This window comes from Paenibacillus sp. JJ-223 (assembly GCF_927798175.1).
Classification (GTDB): domain Bacteria; phylum Bacillota; class Bacilli; order Paenibacillales; family Paenibacillaceae; genus Paenibacillus; species Paenibacillus hubeiensis.
Genome location: NZ_CAKMMP010000007.1, coordinates 180,338 through 206,319, shown reverse-complemented (window position 1 = coordinate 206,319; position 25,982 = coordinate 180,338). Strand labels below are relative to the sequence as shown.

Here is a 25,982-nt window from a genome sequence, read left to right as displayed (position 1 = left end):
TCGGGTGGATATTCAGATCAGGTTGCTGAATGATCAACGAGATCCGGCCATCATTTCGCAGGCTTTTCGCGATCAGGGATGGGAGAGGTCGCCTGAGCAATATGTCCGCTATTATATTGAACAGGAGAACGGGGATCGCGTGACGTTGGTTGCCGAACTGGACGGCGTTTTCGCCGGATATGTCAACGTGTTGTGGCATTCCGATTATCCCGCTTTCCAAGCATCGGGGATTCCGGAGATTAACGATTTGAACGTGCTGATGCGATATCAGCGCCAAGGCATCGGCACCAGGCTGATGGACGAGGCGGAGGCGGTGATTCGTGAGCGGACGGATACGGCGGGCATCGGCGTGGGCATTTTTTCGGACTATGGAAAAGCGCAAATTCTCTACGCCCATCGGGGTTACATCCCGGACGGGAAAGGGATTTACAAGCACGACCATTATTTGAAGTACGGGGATGAGATTGTCATTGATGATGACGTCATTTTATATCTTACGAAAAAGCTCAAGTAGAACTCTCCGGGAAGGCGAACCGATGCCTGCATATGCCTGATCGTGCGGCAGAATTTCTGCGCTGGAAGAGGGATGAGCTTGAACGCTTTGACGAGTATTGCGAACGTTTCGATCGGGAGATGAGTGCCGGCTGGTCCCGGCTCGTTTCGCAGGTCGGGCATCATCGCACTGGCGGAAAGAACGGACGAATCGTGATCACATTCAAAGGCGTTTCGAAGCATAGGTTTTCCTATGATTCAGAACGCTTTTTTATTCTAAAATGCATTGGTTTGTTCATGGTTGAAGCATGAAAAATAGAACTATACTGGTTGAAAATGTTATAATGGAGTGTAACGATTTACTAGGGAAAACGGGCGAGGGGGAGGTGGTTGGCGTGTGGGAAACGTATGAATCGAGACGCGGACATGTGCAGGATTTCGATGTTCGTTACCGCTTCTATTCGACAGAAGAAGGCGGACGCAAGAGCCTGCCCTTTCAAGGATACCGGTGCGATTTTCTATATGAAAATGAAGATCCCAAAGTAGACTCGCTATACATGATCCATCCCGAATTCGAGGATGAGCACGGAGCGCTCATGCTGGACATAGACCGCCCGGTGAACCGGGAAGGGACGGCCCGAATGTGGATTCTGATCCCGGAGATGAGGGGAAGGGTGCATCGTGACCGGATTAAAACGGGAACCAAGGGTTTTTTTATGGAAGGTTCGCGGCGCGTGGGTGAAGTGGAAGTGACTCGGGTAGTGGGGTTAATGACCAATCCTATAAAGGATACATAACGACAGCAAGATGGGTGATGGCTTGATCGGAAACGTTGAACCGATCGACATCTTTAATCTGAGGGGAGCCATGGTTATGGAGAAAACGATTAAAAGCGTGCAGGACGTCTTTGAAATGCTGGATGCGGAGTTTCGTTCGCCGGAGCAATTTTGGGAACCGTTTTATGCGGATCGCAGCCGCCCCATCCCTTTCTTTTCGAACAAACCGGACGAAAATCTGGTGGAGTACGTGACATCCAATCTCTTGTCTGGTGACAAGGCGTTAGAACTGGGATGCGGCCCAGGGCGAAATGCGTTGTATCTGGCCAAACAGGGGTACCGCGTGGATGCTTACGATTTGTCCGAGACGGCCATTGCTTGGGCCAAGGAACGGGCTGCAGAAATGCAGCTGGAAGTGCATTTCGAATGCAAATCCGCGTTCGAGTTGAACCCTGCAGCGCAATATAACGTCGTCTATGATTCAGGCTGCCTGCATCATCTGCTTCCGCATCAACGGATACCGTATATCGATATGATCCACCGGGCATTGGTGCCGGAAGGCATGTTTGCGATGACTTGCTTTGCGCCGGGATATGGTGGACAAGGCGGGCCTGAGAGCGTGATGAACGACTGGCAGGTCTACGAGGAAAAATCGATGCGAGGCGGCCTGGCCTATACGGAAGAGAAGCTGCGGTACATTCTGGGAGACAGGTTCGAGTGTGTCCGTTTTCGTGCAATGCAGGCAATGGAGCCGGATGATTGGCGATTCGGAGTACCGTTTCTATGGACCACGCTTTGGAAAAAGCGGGAGATGTAAGTTGCATGTTTACAATGATACAATCGTACAAGAAGTTTCTATTGTTTTTTGAAAAGGAATGATCATCAATCCTATGTTTAAAATCATGTTCATCGAAGATGACGAATCGTTGTTCACCGAAATCAGGGACAGACTCGGACAGTGGTCTTACGACGTGCACGGCGTGAATGATTTCGACAAAGTGCTGCAACAATTCATCGCCATTCAACCGCAGCTGGTCATCATCGATATTCAGCTGCCCCGGTTCGACGGGTTCCACTGGTGCCGGATGATCCGCTCCCATTCCAAGGTGCCGATTATTTTCCTGTCCTCGCGCGATCATCCGACCGATATGGTGATGTCGATGCAGATGGGGGCTGACGATTACGTGCAGAAGCCGTTCCACTTCGACGTGTTGATCGCCAAAATTCAGGCCACGCTGCGCAGAGTGTACAACTACAATGCCGAGCAGGCCGAACTTCGCGCCTGGCGGGGAGCTACGGTCGAGTATGTGAAGAACGAGCTTGCCTGCAACGGGCATACCGTGCAATTGACCAAAAATGAAATGTTTATTCTCAAACAGCTGGTCGAGCGCAAAAACCGGATCGTCACGCGGGAGGAACTGATCCGCAGCCTGTGGGACCACGAACATTTCGTCAGCGACAACACGCTCACCGTCAACGTCAACCGTTTGCGCAAAAAGCTGGAGCCGCTCGGCCTCGATGCCTATATCGAAACAAAGGTTGGCCAGGGTTACATGGCGACGGAAGAAGGAGAAGCATGATTTGGCGTTATCTGCGCGAACGAGTAAGCTGGCTGCTGCTGCTGCTCGCATTGCAAGCGGTGATCTTGTTCGTAGCCTATGTGGATTCAAGCATTCCGCTGCAGTCCTTGCTTTACGTCGTTGTACTGAATGTCGTGATCTGCATCGTATTCGTGTGGGCAAGATATCCGGCGGAGACCCGGTTCTACCGTCGGATGGAAACATGGGATCACACCTATGATCTATCTGAACTGGGCTCCCCCGGCAGCCCGCATGAGCAGATCGTGCACGATGCCGTCGTTGCCCAGACGGAGAGATACCGGAAAGAATCGACGGCCAACATGCTGCTGCTGGAACAGGAAAAGGATGAGATGGTGGCCTGGATCCATGAGGTGAAGACACCGCTTACCGCCCTGCAGCTTATGATTGAGCGGATGCCCGACGACAGGCTGAAAGGCCAAATGACCTACGAATGGGTACGCATCCATCAGCTGTTGGATCGGCAGCTCCATCAGAAGCGCATTCCGTTTATGCATAATGATCTGTTTATCGAACCGACGGAGCTGGAACCGATCATCCATGCCGAGATTCGCGCCATACGGTCATGGTGCATCTCCAAAGGCATCGGTTTCGAAGTGGAGTTGGCCGAATCCCACGTACTCACCGACGGGAAATGGCTGGGATTCATCCTGCGGCAGTTGCTCAGCAATGCGGTGAAGTACAGCCCGTCTTCCGACGTCGTCATTGCCAGCAGGGCTGTTCAAGGGCATGTTGTGCTGACTATTCAGGATCGGGGGCGAGGGATCGACGCCCGCGATTTGCCGCGTATTTTCGATAAGGGGTACACGTCGGCGCAAGGGCGCATGGAAGGCGCGGCAACGGGAATGGGGCTGTACCTGAGCCGACAGGTCGCCGAGGCGCTTCGCATTCGACTGGACGTGTCATCCGTGGTTGGGGAAGGCACCCTGGTCACGTTGACCTTTGCGCGGGAGAACGAAATGGCGCACCTTTCAGGCATGTGACAGCATTGTCACATGCTTTTTCATATTGTTCGGCGAAACGCAGGATGGTGTGCGGATTTCACTTTATGATGGAAGCATACCTAAGAGGAGTGGATGGGACATGTCGATACTGGAAGCAAAGAGAATTCATAAGGTTTACGGCAACAAATGGAATAAGCAGGAGGTGCTGCGCGGTATCGATCTCGGCGTAGGCAAGGGCGAATTCGTCGGCATCATGGGACCTTCCGGCTCGGGGAAGACCACGCTCTTGAACGTGCTTTCTTCTATCGATCGTGTCAGCCAGGGCACCATCGAGATCGAAGGCCAGGAGTTTACAGGCATGAAGGAGAAACAGCTGGCCGAATTCCGCAAACGCCATTTGGGATTCATTTTTCAGGATTACAATCTGCTGGATACGTTGACGGTCAAGGAAAACGTGCTGCTGCCGCTCTCGATTACCGATCTGCCTAAACAGGAAGCCCATCGGAGGTTCGAGCAGATCGCCCGAGAGCTGGGTATCTATGAATTGAAGGACAAGTACCCGTCCGAGATTTCGGGAGGGCAGAAGCAGCGGACATCGGCCGCGCGGGCGTTCGTTCATCAGCCAAGCATCATTTTCGCGGACGAACCGACGGGGGCGCTCGACTCCAAGTCCGCTTCCGACCTGCTCGGCAAGTTGAGCGACATGAATCGGACGCGCCAGGCGACCATTATCATGGTGACGCATGATCCGCTGGCGGCGAGCTATTGCAGCAGAGTCATTTTTATCCGCGACGGGCAGATCTATACGCAGCTGCATAAGGGAGATGAGTCGCGGCAAGCGTTCTTTAACGGCATTATCCAAACGCAAGGCGTGCTGGGCGGTGTGCAGCCGTGAGTCTCAATCAGATCATTTTCCGGAATTTGCGCAAAAATTTAAAAAATTATTACCTGTACGTTTTTGCGCTGATTTTCAGCGTGGCGCTGTATTTTTCGTTTGCTACGTTGCAGTACGATCCCTCCATGGACGAAGTGGAACAATCGACAAAAGGAGCTGCCGCCATCGGCGCATCGTCGGTGCTGTTGGTCGTGATCGTCGGCATTTTCCTGCTGTATGCCAACACGATTTTTATCAAGCGGCGCAGCAAGGAGATCGGGCTGTTTCAACTGATTGGCTTGACGAAAGGCCGAATTTTCCGCATTTTGACGGCGGAGAACGCGATCCTGTATTTCGGGGCCATGGTGATCGGGGTACTGATCGGATTCATCGGCTCCAAGCTGGTGCTTATGATTCTGTTCAAAATATTGGAGATCGAGGCGATCACGAAGCTCTATTTTTCGCCGTTGGCCTTGGCGCAGACGGTTGCCGTGTTTGCCGGCCTGTATGTGCTCATCATGCTGATGAATTACGCGTTCATCCGTGCGCAGAGCATTCTCTCCTTGTTCAAGGTTACGTCGACTGCGGAGCAGCGGATCGGCCGCATGTCCTTCGGTCAAATTGTGATGGGGCTGTTGGGGATTGGATTGATTGCTTACGGTTACGTGCTGTCCGCACGCATGTTCAGCGGGGAAGTGCTCGATATGCAGCAGTTGATGTACACGATGCTGCTGATTCTGTTTTCGGTCATTCTGGGAACATATCTGTTCTATAAAGGATCGGTAAGCTTTGTATTCAATCTGATTCGCAAAAGCAAACAGGGGTACCTTTCCATTAATGAGGTGTTGTCCCTGTCCTCCATCATGTTTCGCATGAAATCCAATGCGCTGCTGCTTACGATCATCACGACGGTGTCCGCACTCGCCATCGGCATGCTGTCACTGAGTTATATTGCGTATTACTCGGCTGAAGCACAGGCCAGGGAAAGCATACCGGAGGATTTTTCCTTTGCGCAGGCGGAGGTCATGGAATCGTTCGTATCGTCGTTAAAAGAGAAAGGCATCGAGGTTGAGGTGCAGCATAGGCAGCCCGTATATATCGAAATTGATGCCAGTCAGGTCATGCATGATTCCTCCGACGGAGAAATGTTGTCCAGTTCCGTAATTAGCGATGCCATGGTCGGCGATCTGGACGTGAAGCCTGGCGAGGTTGTATTCATGGGGTATGGCAACGTGGTGAGACAACTGATATCCATCGAGGAACAGGGACCGATCGTGCTGCACGGACTGCACCAGGCCCTGGATCAGCAATTGGTTGGCACGTCCAAGCAAGGCGTACTTCCAACCTATTACACCAAAGGTACGCCTGTTGCTGTCGTCGACGAGACCGTTTATGCCAAGCTGGTGCAGGATCTTGACCCGAAATTGCAGAAAGGGGAGCCGACCGATTATTATGGCGTGCGCATTATCGACCGGGGGAAAACGGAAGAGGCATATGGCGTTTTTCAATCACAGAACCTGGAGGTGCCGAACTTCTCGCAAATCGAAATGCGGAACAATCAGCGAACCACCATGGGGTTGATCATGTTTATTGTCGGTTTCCTCGGTTTGACGTTCCTGATCACGTCAGGCTGCATCCTGTATTTCAAGCAGATGAACGAAGGCGAGGAAGAGAAGGACAGCTACACCATTTTGCGCAAAATCGGGTTCACCCAGGGCAATCTGCTTGGCGGCATTCGCTTCAAGCAAATGTTCAACTTTGGCATCCCGCTTGCGGTGGGGTTAAGTCATAGCTATTTTGCGGTCAAGTCCGGCTGGTTTTTCTTCGGCACCGAGTTGGTTACGCCAATGGTCATTGTCATGATTGTCTATGCGCTGCTGTATTCGGTCTTCGGGCTGTTATCGGTGTGGTACTATAAACGAGTCATTAGGGAATCGCTGTAATTGGTGGAGGAAGTTAGACGGAGTTAGTCGGGATGTTCTACCGGAGTCCTCAAGCAGCAATACCGTCATTTCCAAAATCTATAGATAGTCGTATTTTACGATGTTGAATATATAAAAAAACTAGTAGGGAGAATTCACCTACTAGTTTTTGTGTGTGATGGATTGCTATGAAGTGCGGACTCTCTAAAAATCGGGGATAGCAGCGATCGGAAGAGGGGACCGCGTTCGCAGTGGCCTTGTGTGATTGATTAGTGCGGTTTATATCGTTTTAAGTTGGGAAATGAACAGGCTGAGAAAGCCAAAAATTCTTTTTATATCATGAATAAATTGCTATTATGAAAATAGGAATTTTGTCTAGGGTGTGATACATAACGGTATATTTGAATATGTTGAACAAAGTTGCATTGCTTAGCGTATGGACTGACAACTGCAATTAACTTCAGACTGGTACGATTCTATGAAAGAAAAGCAAAAAATCCATGGAGGTTCTACGATGCAAGTAATAAACGGCAAATATATTTTGAGTGAAGATGAATTTCATCAGTTTGAAACGTTTATGCAATATGGGAATTTGAGAGATGCAAAATATGTTTTTGTCGGTATGGAGGAGGGATTATGGCGTTTTAATTATGACGAAAATTTAGAAGGAAGATTAGATTTCCTCTCTCAACATCATGAATTTGTTCATTACGTAGACGAGAAGCATGGATATGAAGGGGGTTGGTATGTTACAGATACACATTCCGCTCCCGCACTTCTTACAGCTATAAATGGTAGTTTGAAAAAAAGAGGCAGGCCGGAAAGCTGGGAACTGGATAGAAAAATCGACCAAACGATGCGTATGCAAATTCGCTTAGCAGCTCTGCTTGAGGCAAACCTTGATTTTTCAGTACTAAAATATTTCACAAAAAATGATGACTATAGCACGTATCCCTTACATAAAAGGGACGGGGAAACAGCAATGTTTGACTGGTATCCGCTTCCGAAGAAAAGCAAAACGGATTTCCCTTATGTCGTTTCAGGAAAATTCGAAAACAGCAGAGAGTATTATAATTACTATGATAACCATGCAACCAATAGAAAACAGTTGATAAGAAATCTCTATGATCATTATCCGATGAATATAAGCATTATTTATGTTGGGAAAGACCGGGGACAATTCAAACTTCTTAAGCACTATGAGGACTTAGGTTTTGAATTTCATGAGTATAGCACTGGGACGATCCCTTCAGGCTTAGATTTACAGCCCGGCAACAAACCAAAAATGTTTATGATCGGTCGAAGAACCAGAGTGGATGGCCACTTGCAATTAGCTGTGATGACACCATTTTTGGGGATGGGGCAGTGCAGTTTCGATGACATAAATGTTATAGCGGCATGGTTGCATTTGGAGCAAAAAAAGGGTGCAAAAAAGGGCGGTATTTAAAAAATAGTCTGGCATAAATTATGTCTTTACGAATTTCAAACTGCTGGCAAGAAGAAGATAAATCGAAAGCAAGGTGGGGAAGAACCATGTTGACCATTCAACAAGCTGAACTTCAACACAAATCAACGCTGCGCAATCTGTTGGAGCTCTACAAGTATGATTTCAGCGAATACGACCCGGAGGACGTCAATGAAAACGGATTGTATGAATATATGTATCTGGATCATTATTGGACAGAACCGGGGCGACATCCGTTCTTGTTCAGGGTAGATGACAAGCTGGCCGGATTTGCGCTCATTCGCGAACTGCAGCAAGCAGGGGAAGAGAGCGTATACGAAATGGCCGAGTTTTTCGTGATGCGGAAGTATCGAAAGCAGGGCGTGGGCGCGCAAGCAGCCGTTCAACTATTCAATCGTTTCAAGGGTACGTGGAAAGTCGCCGAAATGGAAGAAAACGTGCCTGCCCAGCATTTTTGGCGCAAAGTTATTGCCGGTTATACCTGTGGAACGTATGATGAAATTCGGGAAGAGGGCTGGGAAGGGCCGATTCAGCAATTTTCCAATCTACAGATTTCGAAGAGCGGCTGACACCGCAACAGTAAACGACATAATCGAAGGGGAGCATGCCGGATGGTTACCATACGAAAAATTGAACAGCAGGATTTGCCTGCGCTCAGTCAGTTATATGATGAATTGATAGGTATGCCTGCCAATGTAGATCAGATGGAGCGTATGTTTCGTTTCATCGCGGAGAATGAGCAGTATTATTTGCTCGGCGCATTCCATGAAGGCAAGCTGGCCGGATCGGTGATGGGCATCGAATGCATGGACCTTGTGGGGGAATGCAGGCCGTTTATGGTCATCGAGAATGTGATCGTGTCGCAGCATGTGCGCAAGCAGGGGGTTGGACAGAAGCTGATGGCCGAGATTGAGCGGATCGCGAAGGAGCGGAATTGCGGTTATATGATCCTGGTGTCCGGCGACCAGCGGAAGGAAGCGCATCGGTTTTACGAGAAGCTGGGCTTCGGTGACGAGAAGGTGCAGGGGTACCGGAAGCATCTCTGATTTCGCTTTGGTGCAGATAGATAGACAGCCGTCATCGAAATTTCTTAAAGGATGGCGGCTGTTATCTGAACTGTATCATAAGGCCTTACATAACTACAAAAATAAAAAATGCAATGATTAGAAATATAATTCCAATGATAAAGACAGTTTTCTTCAATTCGGAACGCAACTGCTTTTTTTTAACCCCGATCAGCATTGCAGTCAAAACGATGATAACGTATGCCCCTAGGAGCCATAGAACACCACTCATAGCAGTAGTCAATCGGTTACCTCCTCAAATGAAACGAAATATGTTGTTAAAGTAGTCATCATTGCTTACCAGCATAACGTCTTCTTTTTTGTCTTTTAAAATAAAATCCTGCAATGCTTCCACTCCGAAGACTCCGAAAAAACTCCCTATGAGCCTTACATTGGAAAGATTGAGTTTTAAAGCCAAAGCAGCTATTTCACTGCAACTTGCTGTATTCTCGTTCAAAAACAGATAACAAGTCTAATTTATTCTACTTAAAGTTTCTAATCGTTGATTAAAATCACAATATGATGGAAAAATGTGAGTTTTTTAAAATAAGAAGAATTTAAGTATAACCCAACTCTATACCTGAAGGAATTAATAGTTTCCAGGTACCGTGATTTTTTGGTAAAATAAACGAAGTTATGATAACGGAACGTATGTACGTATTTATGTAATGTGCAGATGAACGAAGGAGGCTTAGATTACGATGCGTATCATCGATAACATCAAAGTATGGGGGGAACCGCTGGAGAACGCAGTCAGCCAGGCCGTGACCTGTTCCCTGCATGGTGACGTGCTGGGCGTGGCCCTGATGGCCGACCATCATAAAGGATACTCGCAGCCCATTGGCGGCGTGGTGGCATACCGCGGCATGATTAGCCCTTCCGGCGTCGGATACGACATTGCCTGCGGCAACAAAGCGATTCGCACCAACCTGTTGTGGAGCGATATCCGTGACCGGATTTCCGGCATCATGGACCAGGTCCAGGCGGAGATTTCGTTCGGGGTGGGTCGAAACAACCCGACGCCTGTCGATCATGAGCTGTTCGACGATGCAAGCTGGAAGCTGTTCGACAGCATTGAGCCGGGGCTGCAGCAGAAGCTGAAAGTCCTGGCGCGCAACCAGCTCGGAACGGTAGGGAGCGGCAATCATTTTGTCGATCTGTTCGTGGAAGAAGCGACGGGCAAGGTATGGGTGGCCAACCATTTCGGCAGCCGCGGCTTCGGGCACAAGGTGGCGAGCGGTTTCCTCAATCTTGCGGCAGGACGGGAATTCGGCGGCAAGGCACCAGGGGAATCCATGGATCAGCCGCCTACGCTCCTCGATCTGAACAGTGAGTTGGGGCATATGTATTGGGATGCGATGACGCTGGCGGGCCGATATGCGTATGCCGGGCGTGATTACGTCATCGATCAGACGGTACGCATTCTTGGGGCTAACGTGGAATATGCCGTGCATAACCATCACAATTTTGCGTGGAAAGAGCGGCACATGGGTGAAGAGGTTGTCGTTGTCCGTAAAGGAGCGACGCCGCTTGCCCCCGGGCAGCTTGGTTTTGTCGGCGGCAGCATGGGCGATATTTCGGTCATCGTGGAAGGCATGGACAGCGAGGAGAACGAGGCTTCGTTCCGCAGCACGGTGCATGGAGCCGGCCGCATAATGAGCCGCACGCAGGCTGCGGGCAAAATGAACTACAAGCTGCGCAAACGCATGGGTGGCGAGATCAGCGAACAGCAAATGCATGAGGCCATTCGGGCGTATGGCGTCGAACTGCGCGGTGCTGGCACGGACGAGAGTCCGTTTGTGTACAAAAAGCTGCAGGACGTATTGAACGCCCATGCCAATACGCTAAAAATCAATCATGTCCTGCGCCCGGTTGGCGTGGCGATGGCAGGCAGCAACGAATTCGACCCTTACAAGGATTAACCGATAGATCCAACGCGTCACAACATGAGAAAGATGGTGAACGGTTTGAAAAATTGCGCATTGTACAGCTCCCGTTTTGATCTGGACGAGCTACATGGATTGATCGCGTCCCTTTATCCGGAAGATACGATCGAACAAAAGCCGGACAAAACTCACATTCGGGTGACCCGCAAGAAATGGTTCAGCAAAAAAAGCAAAGGATTCAACATCATGACCAGCCAGACACATCCCGAGGAATTCGGTCCGATGATTCAGGGCATGATGAATTTCTTTGGGCAGATCGAGGCCGAGAGGCCCTTGGTCCAGGAAAAAGTGCTGATCAAATGCTCCACGCTGAACATGGTGATCGGCATCGAAACGGATGAAGACATCGACGAAACGTTCTATGGGGAACTGCTGCAGCTTGCATCCGCGCTGGATGCGGTCATTTTCTGGGGAGGAGGTTCGCTGCTGAATGCCCAGGGGCAATTATTGCTTGACATGGCTGGCCGTTCCGAAGTCGAGGATTACACGGTGACGGCACATACCAGCTATTTGCATGCCGATTTGCAAGAGACCGAGTCCGGAAAGAAAAGGAAGGCGAGATCGGAACGGATATTGGCCGAGCAGGGCATTCCCTATAACGCGAATCTGCCTGTACGAGCGGGGGAAGAGCATACGACGATTCGCAGCAAAGAGGAAGTCGCCGCCCGGGCGGTGGCGCTCTGCATTGCAGCGCTGAAGGGCGAGTGCCTCGGGGCCGGCGAGAGTGCCGAAGACACGGCAGCGCTGGTGCAGGAAGTGATCGACAAGTACGGGGCGGAACGTTTCTTTTCTCCGGCAGAACGGGATTTCGTGCACCAGTTTGGTGCCGAACATCAGGACGTTATTGCGTATTCCTGGGGATACGAAGCGTATGCGGTGATGCTGTGGGCGCTGGGGTACATCGACCAGTTGGGTGCGCCGACAGAAATCTGCAATGTCAGCCAGGCGGTAGGCCATTTGCAGCGGAAGGAGGATTTTGCCGCATTTGTTGCCGATGCCACGATGCGCGGCAAAAGCGAAATCATGGACGAGGCGGATCTTATTTATCGTTATAACTGGGTATGCGTGGATAGCCGCATCAAGGGGCAGGAGCCTCCCGCTGGCTTGATTGGCGGGGTGGCCTATGAACGTCACCGGGCGCTAAACTGGTTGATTTGTTACATGGATCAAGATTGGGACGATGTCCGCACGGATACGTAGGTCCGTCTATATAAACCGCAATAATAAATCCCACTAATGCCCTGCGAGCGCAGTACCATCTTCCGATCGCTGTTTATCCCTTTTTCCTAATCAACGAGGATAACCATCAAATACATGAATCAGCAGAAATCCCCTGTACTGGCAAACGTGCCAAGGTACAGGGGATTTCTGCATATGAAACATAGACCGCGCTATCCGTTGGGCTTGCCATACTGTTCGCGAATGATAACGTCGGCCAGGATCAGTTTTTTCTCCACGCTGCTCTCCGGGTTGAGGATGCGCCATAACATCTGGTCTACGGCACGAGCGCCAAGCAGTTCCTTATTGACGTTAACCGTGGCCAGCAGCGGAATGTTGTCGTATACGTTGTCAAAACCGGTGACCACGCACTGTTCGGGGACGTTGATTCCCAAGCTTTGCAAAGCTTCGATGGTATACAGCGCATAAAAGTCGTTGGCGCAGACGAATACCTCGGGCAGCTTCCCCTCCTCGATAATCGACGAGAGCACTTGCCGAAAATCGATGTCGGGAGCGATCAGCTCCGGCCATTGGTTCATTTCGATGTTGTCGCCCATGAGCACTGCCCCGTATGCAACCCAGCGCTCGTAAAAACTTTGCGCATCCCCGATATCACCCACGAACTGGAAGGATTTAAATCCTTTTCGAATAAGGTAGAGCATGATTTCACGCATGGAAGCGAAGTTGTCGGTGAAAATGCTGTCGGATTGAAATACCGGGTCAAGGTGATCCACCATCACGACGGGGATTCCGAGCCGCTTGATCTCCAGCAGTATAGGCGTCGAGATCGTGCCGACTGTAATGATGCCGCGGATGGCATCCGGGTTCAGCAGGGTGAACAATTGGTCGGCGGAAGGCTCGGTGAGCGTCAGAATATTGATGTTCTTTTGGTTCAAACGGGATGAAATCCCGTTAAACACCGGCCCCCAATAGATGGATTCCTGGTTTTGATAGCGTACGTTGGGAAACAGGATCAGAATCGTTCCGCTCCAGCGCACGTTTTGGGGATCTTGCAGATCATTGCCGTTATGTTGATCGCCGGACAAGGTGCTGTTGTCCTTAAAATACCCAAGTTTGCCTGCAGCTTTAAGGATCATGTCCCGCGTTTGCTCGCTGACGCCCGATTTGCCGGAAAGCGCGCGTGAGACTGCAAATTTCGACAGTCCTGTAAAGTGCGCAATTTCCTGAATTGTTACCTTCGTCTTCATCATACCATCCTTACACTCGTAGTTCTGCCGTTTATCCGTAATGAGACATCAAGCTGACTCTAGTATACATGATTCATTTTCATGAATCTAATGATGGATTGCCATAACCGGACCAAAATGAATACGGGCAAATCGAGAGAAATCTACTAATCAAGCACAACCAGTCTACTGGAATGAAGTATCGTTTCGGTTCGCTGTTATCCCTTAATTTTTTTGCAGTTTATATACATATTTTTTTGTTTTGTTATTTCTGTTAAATAACATGATGTGTAGGAGTAAAACGATCTCTGTAGATGAGGAATGAATTCGGAAACAGGATAATATCGTTATAACAGGGGTTTTTAAGCTTACACAAGCATGATACCAGAAAAAACAGAAAAAGTTAACAACAAAAATGTTGACGCTTACATTTCCATATGTTAAATTTTGTTTGTCATAACCAAACAATAAAATAACGAATATTGAAGATTTTATAATTTCGTTAGGTTTGGTTGTTTATTTTCTTTTGGAGGGGAAAGTGGGTTACACACATTCGGGGAGGTTGTGGGAAGCATGAGAAAAACGTGGAATTTTTTATCGCTTCTGTTATTGAGCATGGTTTTGGTTATTTCCGGTTGCAGCGGCGGAGGGGGAACTTCGCCAGCAGCCGAAAATGAGCAAAACGCTGAATCAGGCACCGACACGGGAACCGCCCAAAACAACACGGAGAGCAATACAGAACCGCCTGCGGCAGACGTGCCGGACTTGAACGGCAGGGTCATTAAGGTTGCTGCCTGGTGGGACCTGAAGCCGGCGGGGGAAACGGCATCCGACAAGGCGCGCCTTGACAAGATAGCCGAGGTGGAGAAGAAGTACAACGTCAAGATTGAGTTCGTGAACGTGCCTTTCGAAGAATACATGAACAAGTTCACGACGACCGCCCTTGCCGGCGAGCCGTTTGCGGACATCGTGCAGATGGAGTATAAATCGGCGCTTCCGGCCATTCTCAAGGGCCAATTGCTGCCCCTGTCCGAATTTACCACCGACGATAACAATATCAACAAGGAAGCGAACCTGATGACCAAATACCCGGCCATCGCCGGCGACTACTATGCATTCGATACACCGACCAGCATCGGTCTGGGGATGCACTATAACCGCGATTTGTTCAAGAAACTGTCGCTCCCCGATCCACAGGAGCTTTACAACAAAGGGGAGTGGAATTGGGACAAATTCCTGGAACTGGCGAAGCAGGCAACCAAGGATACGGATAACGACGGAAAGATTGATGTGTACGGATACTCGGGTTGGGCGATTGACGCGCTTCGCCACTTTACCGCAGCCAATGGCGGAACGATCGTAGACGACGAAAATGCCAAAGAAGGATTGTCCGATCCGAAAACGATTGAGGCCGCCGAGTTCGTCAAACGACTCTATAACGTGGAAAACGTCGTGAAAGTGAAGACCGGCGACAAAACCAATTGGGAAGAGTCCAACACCTTCAAGGACGGGGACGTCGCCCTGTTCACCGCTGCGGAATGGCAGCTTGGCGATATTACGTTTGCCGCCGGCGTCGTCCCGATTCCGAACGGCCCTCAGGGCAGCAAGGAAGTGACCTACGCCAACAATGCAGCTTCAGCCAAGTTCATTCCCAAAGGGGTCGAAGACCCGCAAATCGTGTATCAAATCTGGGAAGAAACGTTTGACATCCCGCAGATCGAAGAATATCCGGGCCAGGATTACCTGGAAAGCCGTTATACCGACGAGAGGGATATCGCCATGATTCGCGAGCATATCGCGGGCACGGGGCGCATCCTGCTGGATGATGCCTATGCAGGGTATCCGATCGGCGATTATGTAAACGATATCATCAAAAACAATGCGTCCGTGACCGCCACCGCCGAAAAATACAAGGCACAGGCTCAGGCCGCTGTCGACAAGCTCGGCAAACCATAATTCCAGCACAATCGGAAAGGGGTGTCGCGTGCCCGCAATGATGCACGGATGCCCCTTTTTCCGAGGTGCCGACGGAGGCAATGCTGGCATCAGCCTTGATGAGGAGGACTCGCAGGATGGCTGGAATGCAACGACGAAAAAAAAGAACTCTCACAGCTGCGATCGGGGTGGCTGCAGCGTTGTGCGTCATGCTTGTTCTGATTAACGGCATGGACGCGAAGAGCGAGGAAGTGCCTTCGGGACCCCTGCCCGAGATACAGGTGGATGCCGTTTTGCAGCAAACCAGGCAAAAGAACGGTTACGAGCAATATTTGTCGCGGGTGGGCACGGATGCCAAGCCCGAGGTGGACATCACTATCGAGGCCGGAAGTTATGCGCGGGCCGAGGGAGACGATGTGCGCCGGCTCGAAAACTACGAAGGCATGAAGGGTGTATCGTTGTACACGGGGGAAACGGGTCTCGTGGAGTGGGAGATCGACGTTCCCGAGAGCGGGCTTTACAACCTTTCCGCCGTATATTACCCGGTTGAAGGCAAGAGCTCTGCCATAGAGCGTGCGCTCTACATCGATGGCGAGCTTCCTTTTGCGGAAGCGGCTTATTTGCAGTTCGACCGTGTATGGGGCAATGAGAAGCAGGACGTCCAGCAGGACAATCAGGGCAACGATCTGCGCCCGAAGCAAGTGGAGAAGCCGCGTTGGATGGAGGAGACGTTTCGGGATTCGGACGGTTATGAACAGGAAGCCTTTCGGTTTTATTTGGCCAAAGGCAAACATGTGCTGACGCTGAAATCTTCGCGCGAACCGATGGTGATCCGTTCACTGCGGCTGTTCAATGACAAGCAGGCCGTGCCGTACGCGGAAACGGAGGCGGCCCGGCAAACGGATTTGTCCGGACAGCCGAAGGGGATCGTCCTGCGGATCGAAGGGGAAGCGGCCATCGCCAAATCCTCGCCCACGCTGTACCCGACCAGCGAAAGATCGAGTTCGGCCGTATCGCCGTACAGCGCTTCCCGGATTCGCGTCAACACCATTGGAGGCTACAACTGGCGCCTGCCGGGCCAATGGATCGAATGGGAAGTCGACGTGCCGGAGACCGGACTTTACCATATCGGCTTTACCGCCCAGCAAAACTTTGTGAAAGGCATCTATTCGACCCGCAAGCTGACGATCGACGGCGAGGTGCCCTTCGCCGAAATGAACAAGGCGCCGTTCCGTTATGAGAGCGGTTACCGCGTGGACGTTCTGGGCGGCAGCGAACCATATCGGTTCCGGTTGGAGAAAGGCAAACATGTCATCCGGTTGGAGAACAGCCTCGGCGACTTCGCCCCGCTGATCCGCCATGTGGAGGACAGTTTGTACAATCTGAACTCCATGTATCGCCGCATTTTGATGATTACGGGCACCAAGCCCGACGAATTCCGCGATTATCGGGTCGAGCAGCAAATCCCGAACCTGCTGGAGGTGCTTGAAGGCGAGAGCAAGCGGCTCAAGCAAGTGGCAGCCCAGCTGCGGCTGCTGTCCGGGCAATCCGGCGATCAGGAAGCGCTTCTAAAGACGATGTCCCAGCAGCTGGACGAGATGGTGGAGGAACCGGATACCATTCCAAGACGGCTCGCGGCCTACAAAACGAATGCGGGCGGGCTTGGCACCTGGGTGCAGCAGGCGAGAGAACAACCGTTGGAGATCGATGCGTTGTATGTTACGTCGGTCGATGAGCGGATTCCCGAAACCGGCATGGGGCCGATGGCCAAACTCGGCCACGAAGCCAAAACGTTCTATAATTCGTTTTTCATCGACTACAACCAGATCGGCAACGTGGCATCCTCGGAGGAACAGCGCGCGATTACGGTATGGATCGGCAGCGGACGCGACCAGGCGAATACGATGAAAGCGATGATCGACGAGACGTTTACGCCGGAGACCGGCATCAGCGTCAATCTCAAACTGGTCAACATGGGCACATTGCTGCCTGCTACGTTGTCGGGAGACGGACCGGACGTGGCGATGCAGATCGGCAACGACTTGCCCGTCAATTTCGCGATGCGCCATTCTGCCGTGGATCTGACGCAGTTCGGCGATTATGCCGAGGTGAAGCAGGAGTTCCGCGACAGCGCCATCGTGCCTTACGAATACGATTCGGGCGTCTATGCCCTGCCGGAAACGCAAACCTTCAACATGCTCTTTTACCGCAAGGACGTGCTTGAGGAGCTGGGGCTCGACGTGCCGCAGACTTGGGAAGACGTGGAGAGCACGCTTGCGATCTTGAGCAAAAACCATATGGAGTTCGGCATGCCGGTCGTGGCTCAGGCCAACATGCAGGGGGTTAACATCCCGCCGAACTCCCAGTACGCCACGATGCTGCTGCAAAACGGCGGGGCGTTCTACCGCAATGACGGCAGAGAGTCCGATCTCGACTCGCGAATCGGCATCGAAACGTTCAAGCGCTGGACCGAGTTCTATACGGATTACAAGCTGGAACGGGAGTACGATTTCGCCAACCGTTTCCGCACCGGGCAGATGCCGATTGGTTTGAGCGACTATACCACGTACAACCAGTTGTCCGTGTTTGCGCCGGAAATTCGCGGCTTATGGGGATTTGTGCCGGTTCCCGGCACCGTCCAGGCGGACGGTTCGCTGAATCGGGACGTTCCGAGCACAGGCAGCGCCGTCATGATGCTGCAGAACGCGCAGGATAAGGACGCCGCATGGGCGTTCATGAAATGGTGGACCAGCACGCCGATCCAGGCCGAGTTCGGCCGGGAAATGGAAGGGCTTATGGGCGCAGCCGCGCGTTATCCGACGGCCAACATCAAAGCGCTGGATTCCTTGCCGTGGCCGGCCGAGGACTATGCCAACCTCAAGAAGCAATTCGAGAGCGTGCAGGGCATTCCGGAAGTGCCGGGCGGGTATTTTACGGGACGCCACCTGTTCAATGCGTTCTACAAAACGGTCGTCGGCAACGTCGAGGCCAGGGAATCCATCATGGACTACACCCAATACATTCAGGACGAGATTCGGATCAAACGCAAAGAATTCGGTCTTCCGTAAGCAGAGGGAGGGTTAACCGTGTCGCAAATATCTCTCCGGGATGGGCAGGACGCCTCTCCCGGCCAATCGCCAAGAAGGGGCATGAAGGCCTGGTGGGGCTGGAAGCTGAAGGAAGTGAAGGCAAGCAAACATTCCTATGTGCTTCTGGCTCCGTACATGCTCCTGTTCACCCTGTTTACCGTCATCCCCGTCGCGGTCTCCATCATTCTCAGCTTCACGTACTTCAACATGCTGGAGTTTCCGCGGTTCATCGGTTGGCAGAACTATACGCGGCTGTTCCTGGAGGACGACGTCTTCCTGATCGCGATCAAAAACACGCTGCTTTTTGCCATCATCACCGGTCCGGTCAGTTATATCGCGTGTTTCGTGTTTGCCTGGATCATCAATGAACTGACGCCGAAATGGCGGGCATTCATGACGCTTATTTTCTATGCGCCGTCGATTTCGGGCAACGTGTATTTCATCTGGCTGATGATCTTCTCGGGTGACCGCTACGGCATCGCGAACGGCCTGCTGATCAAGTGGGGCATTCTGCTGGAGCCGATCCAATGGCTGAAAACGGAAGCGTACATTATGCCGATCCTGATTCTGGTCCAGCTGTGGCTCAGTCTGGGCACCGGGTTCCTCGCGTTCATCGCGGGACTGCAAACCGTCGACAAGTCGCTGTACGAGGCGGGTGCGGTGGACGGCATCAAAAACCGCTGGCAGGAGCTGTGGTACATCACGCTCCCTTCGATGCGGCCGCAGCTCATGTTCGGGGCGGTCATCCAGCTCACGACGTCGTTTGCGGTTGCGGACGTGTCGATCGCGCTGGCCGGATTCCCGAGCGTGAATTACGCGGCGGAGACGGTCGTCACCCATCTGATCGATTTCGGAACGACCCGGTTCGAGATGGGATACGCCTCGGCCATTGCCACCGTGCTGTTCATGATCATGGTCGGCACGAACCTGTTGGTGCAGAGAATGCTGAGAAGGGTGGGGGAATAACATGGCCGCGATCGCTACCGGCAAAAAACGGATCAACCGCTCGCGCGCGGGCAACTTTTCCCTGTTCGCCCTATTGCTCGTTTTCGGTGCGTTTATGGTGCTGCCGCTCATCTATGCCATCAACAATGCGTTCAAACCGCTTGATGAGATTTTCACTTTTCCGCCGACCCTGTTCGTGAAAAATCCGACGTTCAGCAATTTCACCGATCTGATGAACCTGCTGAGCGATTCATGGGTGCCGTTCTCCAGGTACGTATTCAACACCGTGTTCATTACGGGCATCGGCATCGTGGGCCACGTCCTGCTTGCCTCGGCGGCGGCTTACCCGCTGGCGAAGCACAAATTCCCGGGCAAGGCGTTCATGTTCCAGGTCGTCGTCCTGTCGCTGATGTTCACGCCTGCGGTCACGGCCATTCCGAACTACATGATCATGTCTTGGATCGGATGGATCGATACGTACTGGGCCGTGATCGTGCCTGCGTTCGCCTACTCGCTTGGGCTGTACTTGATGAAGCAGTTCATGGAGCAGATTCCGGATGCGCTGCTGGAAGCGGCCAAGATCGACGGCGCCAGCGAGTATCGCATTTTCTGGTCCATCGTCATGCCTAACGTGAAACCGGCCTGGCTGACGCTGATCATCCTGCTGTTCCAGATGCTGTGGGGCAGCGACGGCAATGGCTATATCTATAGCGAACAGTTGAAGACGCTTCACTACGCGGCAGGCCAGATCGTGCTTGGCGGCATCTCGCGTGCCGGGGCTGCTGCCGCGGTGGCGCTCATCCTCATGAGCGTGCCGATCACGCTGTTTATTTTCTCGCAGAGCCGCATCATCGAAACGATGGCGAGCTCCGGCATGAAGGAATAGGGGGATCGATATGGCACGCAGCGTAAATAAACGGCTTTCAAGCCATCGTTTCTGGCAATCCGCGGTCATGCCCTTTTTGGCCGCAATAATCGTTGTGCTTGCGGATCCGGCATCCGCGGCAGCCTCTTCGGCACCGTACGAGAGCTACAATTATAACTATTGGGAAGAAGCAGTACCTTCGCCGGATGCTTATTTGCCCTTGCGGACCATTTCGGGCAGCGACCTCGGCATCGGCGAATTCAAGGACCCTGGCGACGTGAACGTCTCTTCTGCCGGGAAAACCTACATTTTGGACAGCGGCAACAGCCGGATCGTGGTGCTGGACAACGAGCTGAAGCTGCTCCGGGTCATCGACGGCTTCATGCAAAATGGCAGTAAGGAGAGCTTCAACGTTCCGGGCGGTTTGTTCGTGGATCAGCAGGAGCGCATCTATGTTGCGGATACGGGCAACGGGCGCGTGGTCGTGCTGGATGAAGAAGGCGGCCTGCTGAACATGATCGCAAAACCGGAGTCCGACATTTTGGCAACCAACTTCCAATTCCAGCCCCAAAAGCTGACGGTTGACCATGTGGGACGGGTCTACGTCGTGGCTCAGGGCGTGTACGAAGGCATTATGCAATTTGATGAACACGGCGCATTCATCGGGTACGTGGGCACGAACAAGGTGGAACGCGATTACCGCGAGTACATCTGGCGCATGTTTTCGACCAAGGCGCAGCGCGCGCAGATGGTGCTGTTCGTGCCGACCGAATTTTCGAATGTGGACATCGATCCGAAAGGGTTCGTTTATGCAACGAACATCGATCCTGGCTCAAACGAGCCGATCAAACGTCTGAATCCGTCCGGCGAGGACGTGCTCAAACGCTTTGGCTATTTCGACGTCAAGGGTGACGTCGCCTACCGCAACAGCGTCGGGCCTTCCAAGCTCATCGATGTCAAAGTGCTGGGGAATGGCATGTACAGCGTGCTCGACGCGACGCAGAACCGGGTGTTCACCTACGACGACGAAGGCCATTTGCTTTATGTGTACGGAGGAAAAGGAAATCAGGTCGGCACGCTCAAGACCCCCGTAGCCATCGAACAATCGGGTCCGTATTCGCTGGTGCTCGATCGGGGCAAGGCGAATCTGGCCGTGTACGAACCGACCCGCTTCGGTTCCAAAGTGAATGAAGCGGTCGTCTTGCATTACCAAGGCGAAGATACGAAAGCGGTAAACATCTGGAAGGAAGTGCTGCAGCTGAATGCCAACTACGACATCGCGTATATCGGCATCGGCAAATCGCTTCTCATGGAAAAGAAAAACAAGGAAGCCCTTGGCTATTTCGAGCTGGGCATGGACCGCAAGAGCTACTCGGTAGCGTACAAGCGATATCGGCGGGAGATGATGAAGGAGCATTTCGGAACGTTTCTGACCGCGGTCATCGCGTTGGTCGCGGCCGTGGTTGCCGCTCGGCTGGCGCTCAAATGGAGACGGGGAAGGGGGGCGGACCGTGAAACAGGACTATATTAAGTTTCCGATGCATCTCATTTTTCACCCCATCGATGCGTTCTGGGACATGAAGTCGGATAACCGGGGCAGGCTGGTCTTTGCTTTCGGGGCGCTTGCGCTGACGATCGTGGTCATGATTTTGCAGAAGCAGTATGCCGGTTTTCTCGTCAATTATACCGATCCTCGTACCATCAACAGCCTGCGCGAGATTTTGACGATTGCCGTACCTGTTTTCCTGTGGTGCATCGCCAATTGGTCGATCACAACGTTGATGGAGGGGGAAGGCAAGTTCAGGGAAATTTTTCTGGTTACGGGTTACTCGCTGATTCCGATTGTCCTCATCAATGTTCCGTTGATTGTCCTCAGCAACTTCATGGTGGCAGAGGAGACGGTGTTCTATTATTTGTTTACCAACATCGCTTTTCTATGGTTTGCGATGCTGCTGTTTATCGGCATGATGACCGTTCACCAATACACTGTACTCAAAACGCTCGTGACGATGCTGCTGACGGTCATCGTGATGGGCATCATCGTATTTCTGGGCGCGCTTGTGTTCAGCATGCTGCAGCAGCTGTACGAGTTCGGCTACAACATTTACCGAGAGTTGATTTTTCGCACCTAAAGGAGGCGGCATCCGTGATCAAGAGGCAGCGATTATATACGGTGCTGGCCGGCGGAGCGGCTGTCATCGTGCTTGCAGCCGGGCTGCTGTACATGAACAACAAGGGCATTCCGGCGATTGATGCGACGGCATACGTCGAGGCATCGCCGGTGGCAGGGGAGGAAGCGGAGGTACCCGCAGAGAACCTGCGATACATCGATGATACGTCCGTGGGCGTTCCCGGCATGCGGCTGGTGGCGGAGGAAGGCGGACTGGGCCTCTATTACAACGAGGAAACGACTGAAATTGCCGTGCGCGACGGGCAAAGCGGCCATGTCTGGTACAGCAATCCGGCGAACAGGGAACAGGATGGATTGGCGTCCGGCTACGAGAAAGAAATGCTGTCCTCCCAATTGGCCGTTTCTTTTCGCGATGCCATCGGCACGATGGAAACCTTCCCGAATTTCAGCGCCAGCATCGGCAACAAGCAGTTTGCGGCGGCCAATCTGGAGCAGGGAATACGCGTCACATACACGCTCGGCGATACTTCGCTCGGCATCGATGCCTTGCCCCGGTTAATCGGCAAGCAGCGTCTGGAAGAAAAGGTATTGTCGAAGCTGGAGGCGTCGGCGGCGAAATACGTTTCCGCCCGCTATTACCCGACCAAGGACAATCCCGATGTGCTGGAACGCCTGGACGGACAGGTATCGAAGCCGCTCGTGCTGAGCAAGATGCTTGATGCGTTCGGGAAGGCCGGGTATACCGAGGAGGATCTGGCTTACGACAACCAGGAAAATGGCATCGAGGGCGGCGGCGCATCCGATAAACCAAGCTTCATCATTCCCGTGGAGTACCGGTTGGACCAAGGCTCGCTGGTCGTGACCGTTCCGCTTGGCCAGGTGAAGGAGAACGGGCCATACCGCATTCGCAATATCGATTTGCTGGCCTACTTCGGCGCGGCCGGAGCGGACGAGAAAGGTTACATGTTCGTTCCCGACGGCTCGGGCAGCCTCATCCACCTGAACAACGGCAAGGTAAAAGAAGAGCAATACGTGCAGCGGGTCTACGGGGCGGACCCGAATGACAACTCTTACGCACGTCCTCAAGTGAGCGAGTCCGCGCATATGCCGGTATTTGGCCTGAAGAGCGGGGAGCATGCCTGGTTTGCGGTCATCGAAAAAGGGGATGCCATCGCCGGCATCGCCGCGGATATCGGCGGCCGTCAAAACAGCTACAATCACGTCTACGGCACATTCTTCCTCCGCGGGGAGGATGAGCTGGAAATGTATACGTCCCAGAATATGCAGGAAATCCAGCTGCTGAGCGAGGAGCCGTATAAGGGAGACATTCAGGTCAGATACACGTTCCTGAACGGGCCTGAGGCGAATTATTCCGGCATGGCGCGCCTGTACCAGCAGCAGCTCGTGGAACGGGGGCAGTTGAAGCCGATCGGGGAAGAGGGCGGATTGCCGTTCTATGTCAACGTGCTCGGCGCGGTGGATAAACGCGCTTCGTTCCTTGGCGTCCCATATCGCTCTCTCATGGCCATGACCACTTACGGGCAGGCTTCCGAAATGGCGGCCAAGCTGCGGGAAGGCGGCGTGAACGAGGTGCAGATGCGATTTCAAGGATGGTTCGGCGGGGGAATCAGTCACCGTACGCCAACCGCCGTCAAACTGGACGGCGAGGTAGGCAGCCGTTCCGAGCTGCGAAGCCTGTCGGCCGAATTGAAGGATTCGGGGGGCGGTCTGTACCCTGACGTGGCTTTTCAGCAGATTTACCATAACGATCCGGGTTTTGCCCCGGCCTCGGATGCGGCCCGGTTCGTGACCAAAGAAACGGCAGAGCTGTATCCGTACAATCCGGCCCTGAACCGGATGGACTTGACCAGGGACAGCTATTATTTGTTGTCGGCCGCGAAATTGCCGCATGTGGTGGACACCTTTGCAGGCAAAACCTCCGGTCTGGAGCTCGGCGCGTTGTCGCTGCGCGATCTGGGGCAGGTGTTAAGCGCCGATTATCGCGACAGCCGCGTCATTCACCGCGAGACGGCCAAAAACATCGTCAAGCAGCAGCTGGAGCGGCTGCATCAGGCTTATCCGGCGCTGATGCTGACGTCCGCGAACGCATACGCCTGGCCGTATGCGGAACATATCGTCGATGTGCCGTCCGGCTCCAGCCGGTTTAACATCGCGGACGAAGAGGTTCCTTTTTACCAAATGGTCATTCACGGATATGTGGATTATGCCGCATCGCCCATGAACACGACGGGGGACCAACGTTTGCGGAAGCAGCTGCTGCACAGCCTGGAGCTGGGGGCGGCGCCTTATTTCGAGTGGACCTATGAGCCTGCTTCGCGATTGAAAACGACGAATTACGATTCCGCCTATGCAACCGAGTATACGTACTGGCTTGACGAAGCGATCGAACTGTACCGGGAGGCCGACAGTGTGCTCGGGAAAGTGCGGAACCGCCCGATGGTGGCGCATGAACGTCTTCAGGACGGGGTCGTCCGCGTGGAATACGGCAATGGAACCGAGCTGCTGATCAATTACACGACGAGTCCGGTGACGATCGGCGGCATCAAGATTGAGGCAGAGGATTATGTGCTGAGGGAAGGGGTGGAAGGATGAAAACCGTTCGCATGTCGCTCAAAACGCGAAGGGCGTTTCTCGGGTTAGCCTTTGTGTCCCCGTGGCTGATCGGCTTCATTTTCCTGTTCGCCACGCCCCTGCTGCAATCCATCCGCTTCAGCCTCAGCCGTTTGTCGGTTGCCCCGGGCGGATACGAACTGGAATTCCTCGGGCTTGAAAATTTCAAAAACGCGCTGCTGGTCGACGCCAGCTTCAACCGCGTTCTGCTTGATTCGGTAGGGGCCATGCTGCTGAACGTGCCGATGATCCTGTTTTTCAGCCTGTTCACCGCCACGCTGCTGAACCAGAAGTTCAAAGGCAGGACGGCGGCGCGGGCGATCTTTTTCCTGCCCGTCATTCTGGCCTCCAGCGCGGTTGCAGCCGCGGAATCCGCCGGTCTCATCAACCTGATGGGCGATGCAAATGCGGTCGAGGCGTCCGCTGGCGGCGGCACGGCCTTCAACGTCGTTTCCATCGTGCGTATGCTGGCCGACGTCGGCTTGCCTGCCGCGTACGTGGACTACATCGTGGAAGCCATCATGCGCATCTACGACATCATCAGCAGCTCCGGGGTACAGATTCTGATTTTCCTGGCGGCGCTGCAATCCGTGCCTGGCTCGATGTACGAGGTGGCCAAGATGGAAGGCGCGACCGGCTACGAATCGTTTTGGAAAATCACGTTTCCGATGGTAAGCCCGCTGATTCTGACGAACGTCATTTATACGATCATCGATTCGTTCGCAGGCAGTCCGGTGACGGAAATGATTTACCAGACGGCCTTCAAAACGCAAAATTTCGGACTCAGCTCCGCCATGTCCTGGCTTTATACGCTGGTGATCGGCCTGGTGCTGGTCGTTGTCGGCTGGGTGCTGTCCCGCCGCGTTCATTACAATTGACGGTTAATGCAGAAGGAGGCAT

The 25,982-nt window shown here is 52.8% G+C and carries 23 protein-coding genes; 21 read left to right on the top strand and 2 right to left on the bottom strand.

The window, feature by feature from the left end; translation table 11 throughout:
* Positions 1-4 precede the first annotated feature (4 nt).
* From L6H98_RS14650 to L6H98_RS14600, 11 genes are all read left to right on the top strand, one after another.
* Complete coding sequence (locus L6H98_RS14650) at positions 5-514, top strand: GNAT family N-acetyltransferase (protein ID WP_236416115.1); 510 nt, start codon at positions 5-7, stop codon at positions 512-514.
* A gap of 32 nt (positions 515-546) precedes the next feature.
* Positions 547-804: a hypothetical protein gene (locus L6H98_RS14645; protein WP_236416114.1), complete on the top strand. Its 258-nt coding sequence runs from the start codon at positions 547-549 to the stop codon at positions 802-804.
* Positions 805-887: 83 nt separating this feature from the next.
* Entirely contained in the window at positions 888-1,289 is a 402-nt protein-coding gene (locus L6H98_RS14640; RefSeq protein ID WP_236416113.1) for a hypothetical protein, read from the top strand.
* A 22-nt stretch (positions 1,290-1,311) separates the two neighbouring features.
* Positions 1,312-2,085, top strand: coding sequence for a class I SAM-dependent methyltransferase (locus L6H98_RS14635; RefSeq protein ID WP_356723047.1), 774 nt, complete (start codon positions 1,312-1,314; stop codon positions 2,083-2,085).
* Positions 2,086-2,158: 73 nt separating this feature from the next.
* A complete protein-coding gene (locus L6H98_RS14630; RefSeq protein ID WP_236416111.1) occupies positions 2,159-2,848 on the top strand; it encodes a response regulator transcription factor in 690 nt (229 codons plus the stop codon).
* On the top strand, positions 2,845-3,849 hold the full coding sequence (locus L6H98_RS14625) for a sensor histidine kinase (protein ID WP_236416109.1): 1,005 nt from the start codon (positions 2,845-2,847) through the stop codon (positions 3,847-3,849). The genes L6H98_RS14630 and L6H98_RS14625 overlap by 4 nt, the downstream gene beginning before the upstream one ends.
* 100 nt (positions 3,850-3,949) lie before the next feature.
* Entirely contained in the window at positions 3,950-4,705 is a 756-nt protein-coding gene (locus tag L6H98_RS14620) for an ABC transporter ATP-binding protein (protein WP_236416107.1), read from the top strand.
* Positions 4,702-6,627, top strand: a complete 1,926-nt coding sequence (locus L6H98_RS14615; protein WP_236416105.1) for an ABC transporter permease — start codon at positions 4,702-4,704, stop codon at positions 6,625-6,627. The genes L6H98_RS14620 and L6H98_RS14615 overlap by 4 nt, the downstream gene beginning before the upstream one ends.
* A gap of 493 nt (positions 6,628-7,120) precedes the next feature.
* Complete coding sequence (locus L6H98_RS14610) at positions 7,121-8,053, top strand: hypothetical protein (RefSeq protein ID WP_236416103.1); 933 nt, start codon at positions 7,121-7,123, stop codon at positions 8,051-8,053.
* An 86-nt stretch (positions 8,054-8,139) separates the two neighbouring features.
* The gene (locus L6H98_RS14605) at positions 8,140-8,640 is read left to right on the top strand and encodes a GNAT family N-acetyltransferase (RefSeq protein ID WP_236416100.1); all 501 of its coding nucleotides are present in this window, start codon (positions 8,140-8,142) and stop codon (positions 8,638-8,640) included.
* A gap of 42 nt (positions 8,641-8,682) precedes the next feature.
* Positions 8,683-9,117, top strand: a complete 435-nt coding sequence (locus L6H98_RS14600; protein ID WP_236416098.1) for a GNAT family N-acetyltransferase — start codon at positions 8,683-8,685, stop codon at positions 9,115-9,117.
* 85 nt (positions 9,118-9,202) lie between these two features.
* Here L6H98_RS14600 and L6H98_RS14595 read toward each other — a convergent pair whose 3' ends face one another.
* Positions 9,203-9,379, bottom strand: coding sequence for a hypothetical protein (locus tag L6H98_RS14595; protein ID WP_236416096.1), 177 nt, complete (start codon positions 9,377-9,379; stop codon positions 9,203-9,205).
* Positions 9,380-9,830: 451 nt separating this feature from the next.
* Between L6H98_RS14595 and L6H98_RS14590 the strand changes: the two genes are divergently transcribed.
* Complete coding sequence (locus L6H98_RS14590) at positions 9,831-11,057, top strand: RtcB family protein (RefSeq protein ID WP_236416337.1); 1,227 nt, start codon at positions 9,831-9,833, stop codon at positions 11,055-11,057.
* 24 nt (positions 11,058-11,081) lie between these two features.
* Entirely contained in the window at positions 11,082-12,281 is a 1,200-nt protein-coding gene (locus tag L6H98_RS14585; RefSeq protein ID WP_236416095.1) for a DUF4272 domain-containing protein, read from the top strand.
* Between the two features lie 191 nt (positions 12,282-12,472).
* Here the strand turns inward: L6H98_RS14585 and L6H98_RS14580 are convergent, their stop codons facing one another.
* A complete protein-coding gene (locus L6H98_RS14580; protein ID WP_236416094.1) occupies positions 12,473-13,510 on the bottom strand; it encodes a LacI family DNA-binding transcriptional regulator in 1,038 nt (345 codons plus the stop codon).
* A 549-nt stretch (positions 13,511-14,059) separates the two neighbouring features.
* On the opposite strand from L6H98_RS14580, the gene L6H98_RS14575 reads away from it, so the two are divergent.
* From L6H98_RS14575 to L6H98_RS14540, 8 genes are all read left to right on the top strand, one after another.
* Positions 14,060-15,442, top strand: coding sequence for an extracellular solute-binding protein (locus L6H98_RS14575; protein ID WP_236416092.1), 1,383 nt, complete (start codon positions 14,060-14,062; stop codon positions 15,440-15,442).
* Positions 15,443-15,558: 116 nt separating this feature from the next.
* Positions 15,559-18,489 (top strand): extracellular solute-binding protein, encoded by a 2,931-nt coding sequence (locus L6H98_RS14570; RefSeq protein WP_236416090.1) that lies wholly within the window; start codon positions 15,559-15,561, stop codon positions 18,487-18,489.
* A gap of 81 nt (positions 18,490-18,570) precedes the next feature.
* Positions 18,571-19,476 carry a sugar ABC transporter permease gene (locus L6H98_RS14565; RefSeq protein ID WP_236416334.1) on the top strand — a complete coding sequence of 302 codons (906 nt, stop codon included), beginning with the start codon at positions 18,571-18,573 and terminating at the stop codon, positions 19,474-19,476.
* Between the two features lies 1 nt (position 19,477).
* A complete protein-coding gene (locus L6H98_RS14560) occupies positions 19,478-20,341 on the top strand; it encodes a carbohydrate ABC transporter permease (protein WP_236416089.1) in 864 nt (287 codons plus the stop codon).
* A gap of 10 nt (positions 20,342-20,351) precedes the next feature.
* Complete coding sequence (locus tag L6H98_RS14555) at positions 20,352-21,851, top strand: gluconolactonase (RefSeq protein WP_236416088.1); 1,500 nt, start codon at positions 20,352-20,354, stop codon at positions 21,849-21,851.
* Positions 21,832-22,452, top strand: a complete 621-nt coding sequence (locus L6H98_RS14550) for a Yip1 family protein (protein ID WP_236416085.1) — start codon at positions 21,832-21,834, stop codon at positions 22,450-22,452. The genes L6H98_RS14555 and L6H98_RS14550 overlap by 20 nt, the downstream gene beginning before the upstream one ends.
* A 14-nt stretch (positions 22,453-22,466) precedes the next feature.
* Positions 22,467-25,064: a DUF5696 domain-containing protein gene (locus L6H98_RS14545; RefSeq protein ID WP_236416084.1), complete on the top strand. Its 2,598-nt coding sequence runs from the start codon at positions 22,467-22,469 to the stop codon at positions 25,062-25,064.
* Positions 25,061-25,960, top strand: a complete 900-nt coding sequence (locus L6H98_RS14540; RefSeq protein ID WP_236416082.1) for a sugar ABC transporter permease — start codon at positions 25,061-25,063, stop codon at positions 25,958-25,960. The genes L6H98_RS14545 and L6H98_RS14540 overlap by 4 nt, the downstream gene beginning before the upstream one ends.
* The last annotated feature ends 22 nt before the right edge of the window (positions 25,961-25,982 follow it).

Coding starts and splice junctions, on each gene's coding strand:
- L6H98_RS14645 (WP_236416114.1), top strand. CDS start 547: ATGCCTGATCGTGCGGCAGAATTTCTGCGCTGGAAGAGGGATGAGCTT.
- L6H98_RS14630 (WP_236416111.1), top strand. CDS start 2,159: ATGTTTAAAATCATGTTCATCGAAGATGACGAATCGTTGTTCACCGAA.
- L6H98_RS14625 (WP_236416109.1), top strand. CDS start 2,845: ATGATTTGGCGTTATCTGCGCGAACGAGTAAGCTGGCTGCTGCTGCTG.
- L6H98_RS14620 (WP_236416107.1), top strand. CDS start 3,950: ATGTCGATACTGGAAGCAAAGAGAATTCATAAGGTTTACGGCAACAAA.
- L6H98_RS14610 (WP_236416103.1), top strand. CDS start 7,121: ATGCAAGTAATAAACGGCAAATATATTTTGAGTGAAGATGAATTTCAT.
- L6H98_RS14605 (WP_236416100.1), top strand. CDS start 8,140: ATGTTGACCATTCAACAAGCTGAACTTCAACACAAATCAACGCTGCGC.
- L6H98_RS14600 (WP_236416098.1), top strand. CDS start 8,683: ATGGTTACCATACGAAAAATTGAACAGCAGGATTTGCCTGCGCTCAGT.
- L6H98_RS14585 (WP_236416095.1), top strand. CDS start 11,082: ATGAGAAAGATGGTGAACGGTTTGAAAAATTGCGCATTGTACAGCTCC.
- L6H98_RS14580 (WP_236416094.1), bottom strand. CDS start 13,510: ATGATGAAGACGAAGGTAACAATTCAGGAAATTGCGCACTTTACAGGA.
- L6H98_RS14575 (WP_236416092.1), top strand. CDS start 14,060: ATGAGAAAAACGTGGAATTTTTTATCGCTTCTGTTATTGAGCATGGTT.
- L6H98_RS14570 (WP_236416090.1), top strand. CDS start 15,559: ATGGCTGGAATGCAACGACGAAAAAAAAGAACTCTCACAGCTGCGATC.
- L6H98_RS14565 (WP_236416334.1), top strand. CDS start 18,571: ATGAAGGCCTGGTGGGGCTGGAAGCTGAAGGAAGTGAAGGCAAGCAAA.
- L6H98_RS14560 (WP_236416089.1), top strand. CDS start 19,478: ATGGCCGCGATCGCTACCGGCAAAAAACGGATCAACCGCTCGCGCGCG.
- L6H98_RS14555 (WP_236416088.1), top strand. CDS start 20,352: ATGGCACGCAGCGTAAATAAACGGCTTTCAAGCCATCGTTTCTGGCAA.
- L6H98_RS14540 (WP_236416082.1), top strand. CDS start 25,061: ATGAAAACCGTTCGCATGTCGCTCAAAACGCGAAGGGCGTTTCTCGGG.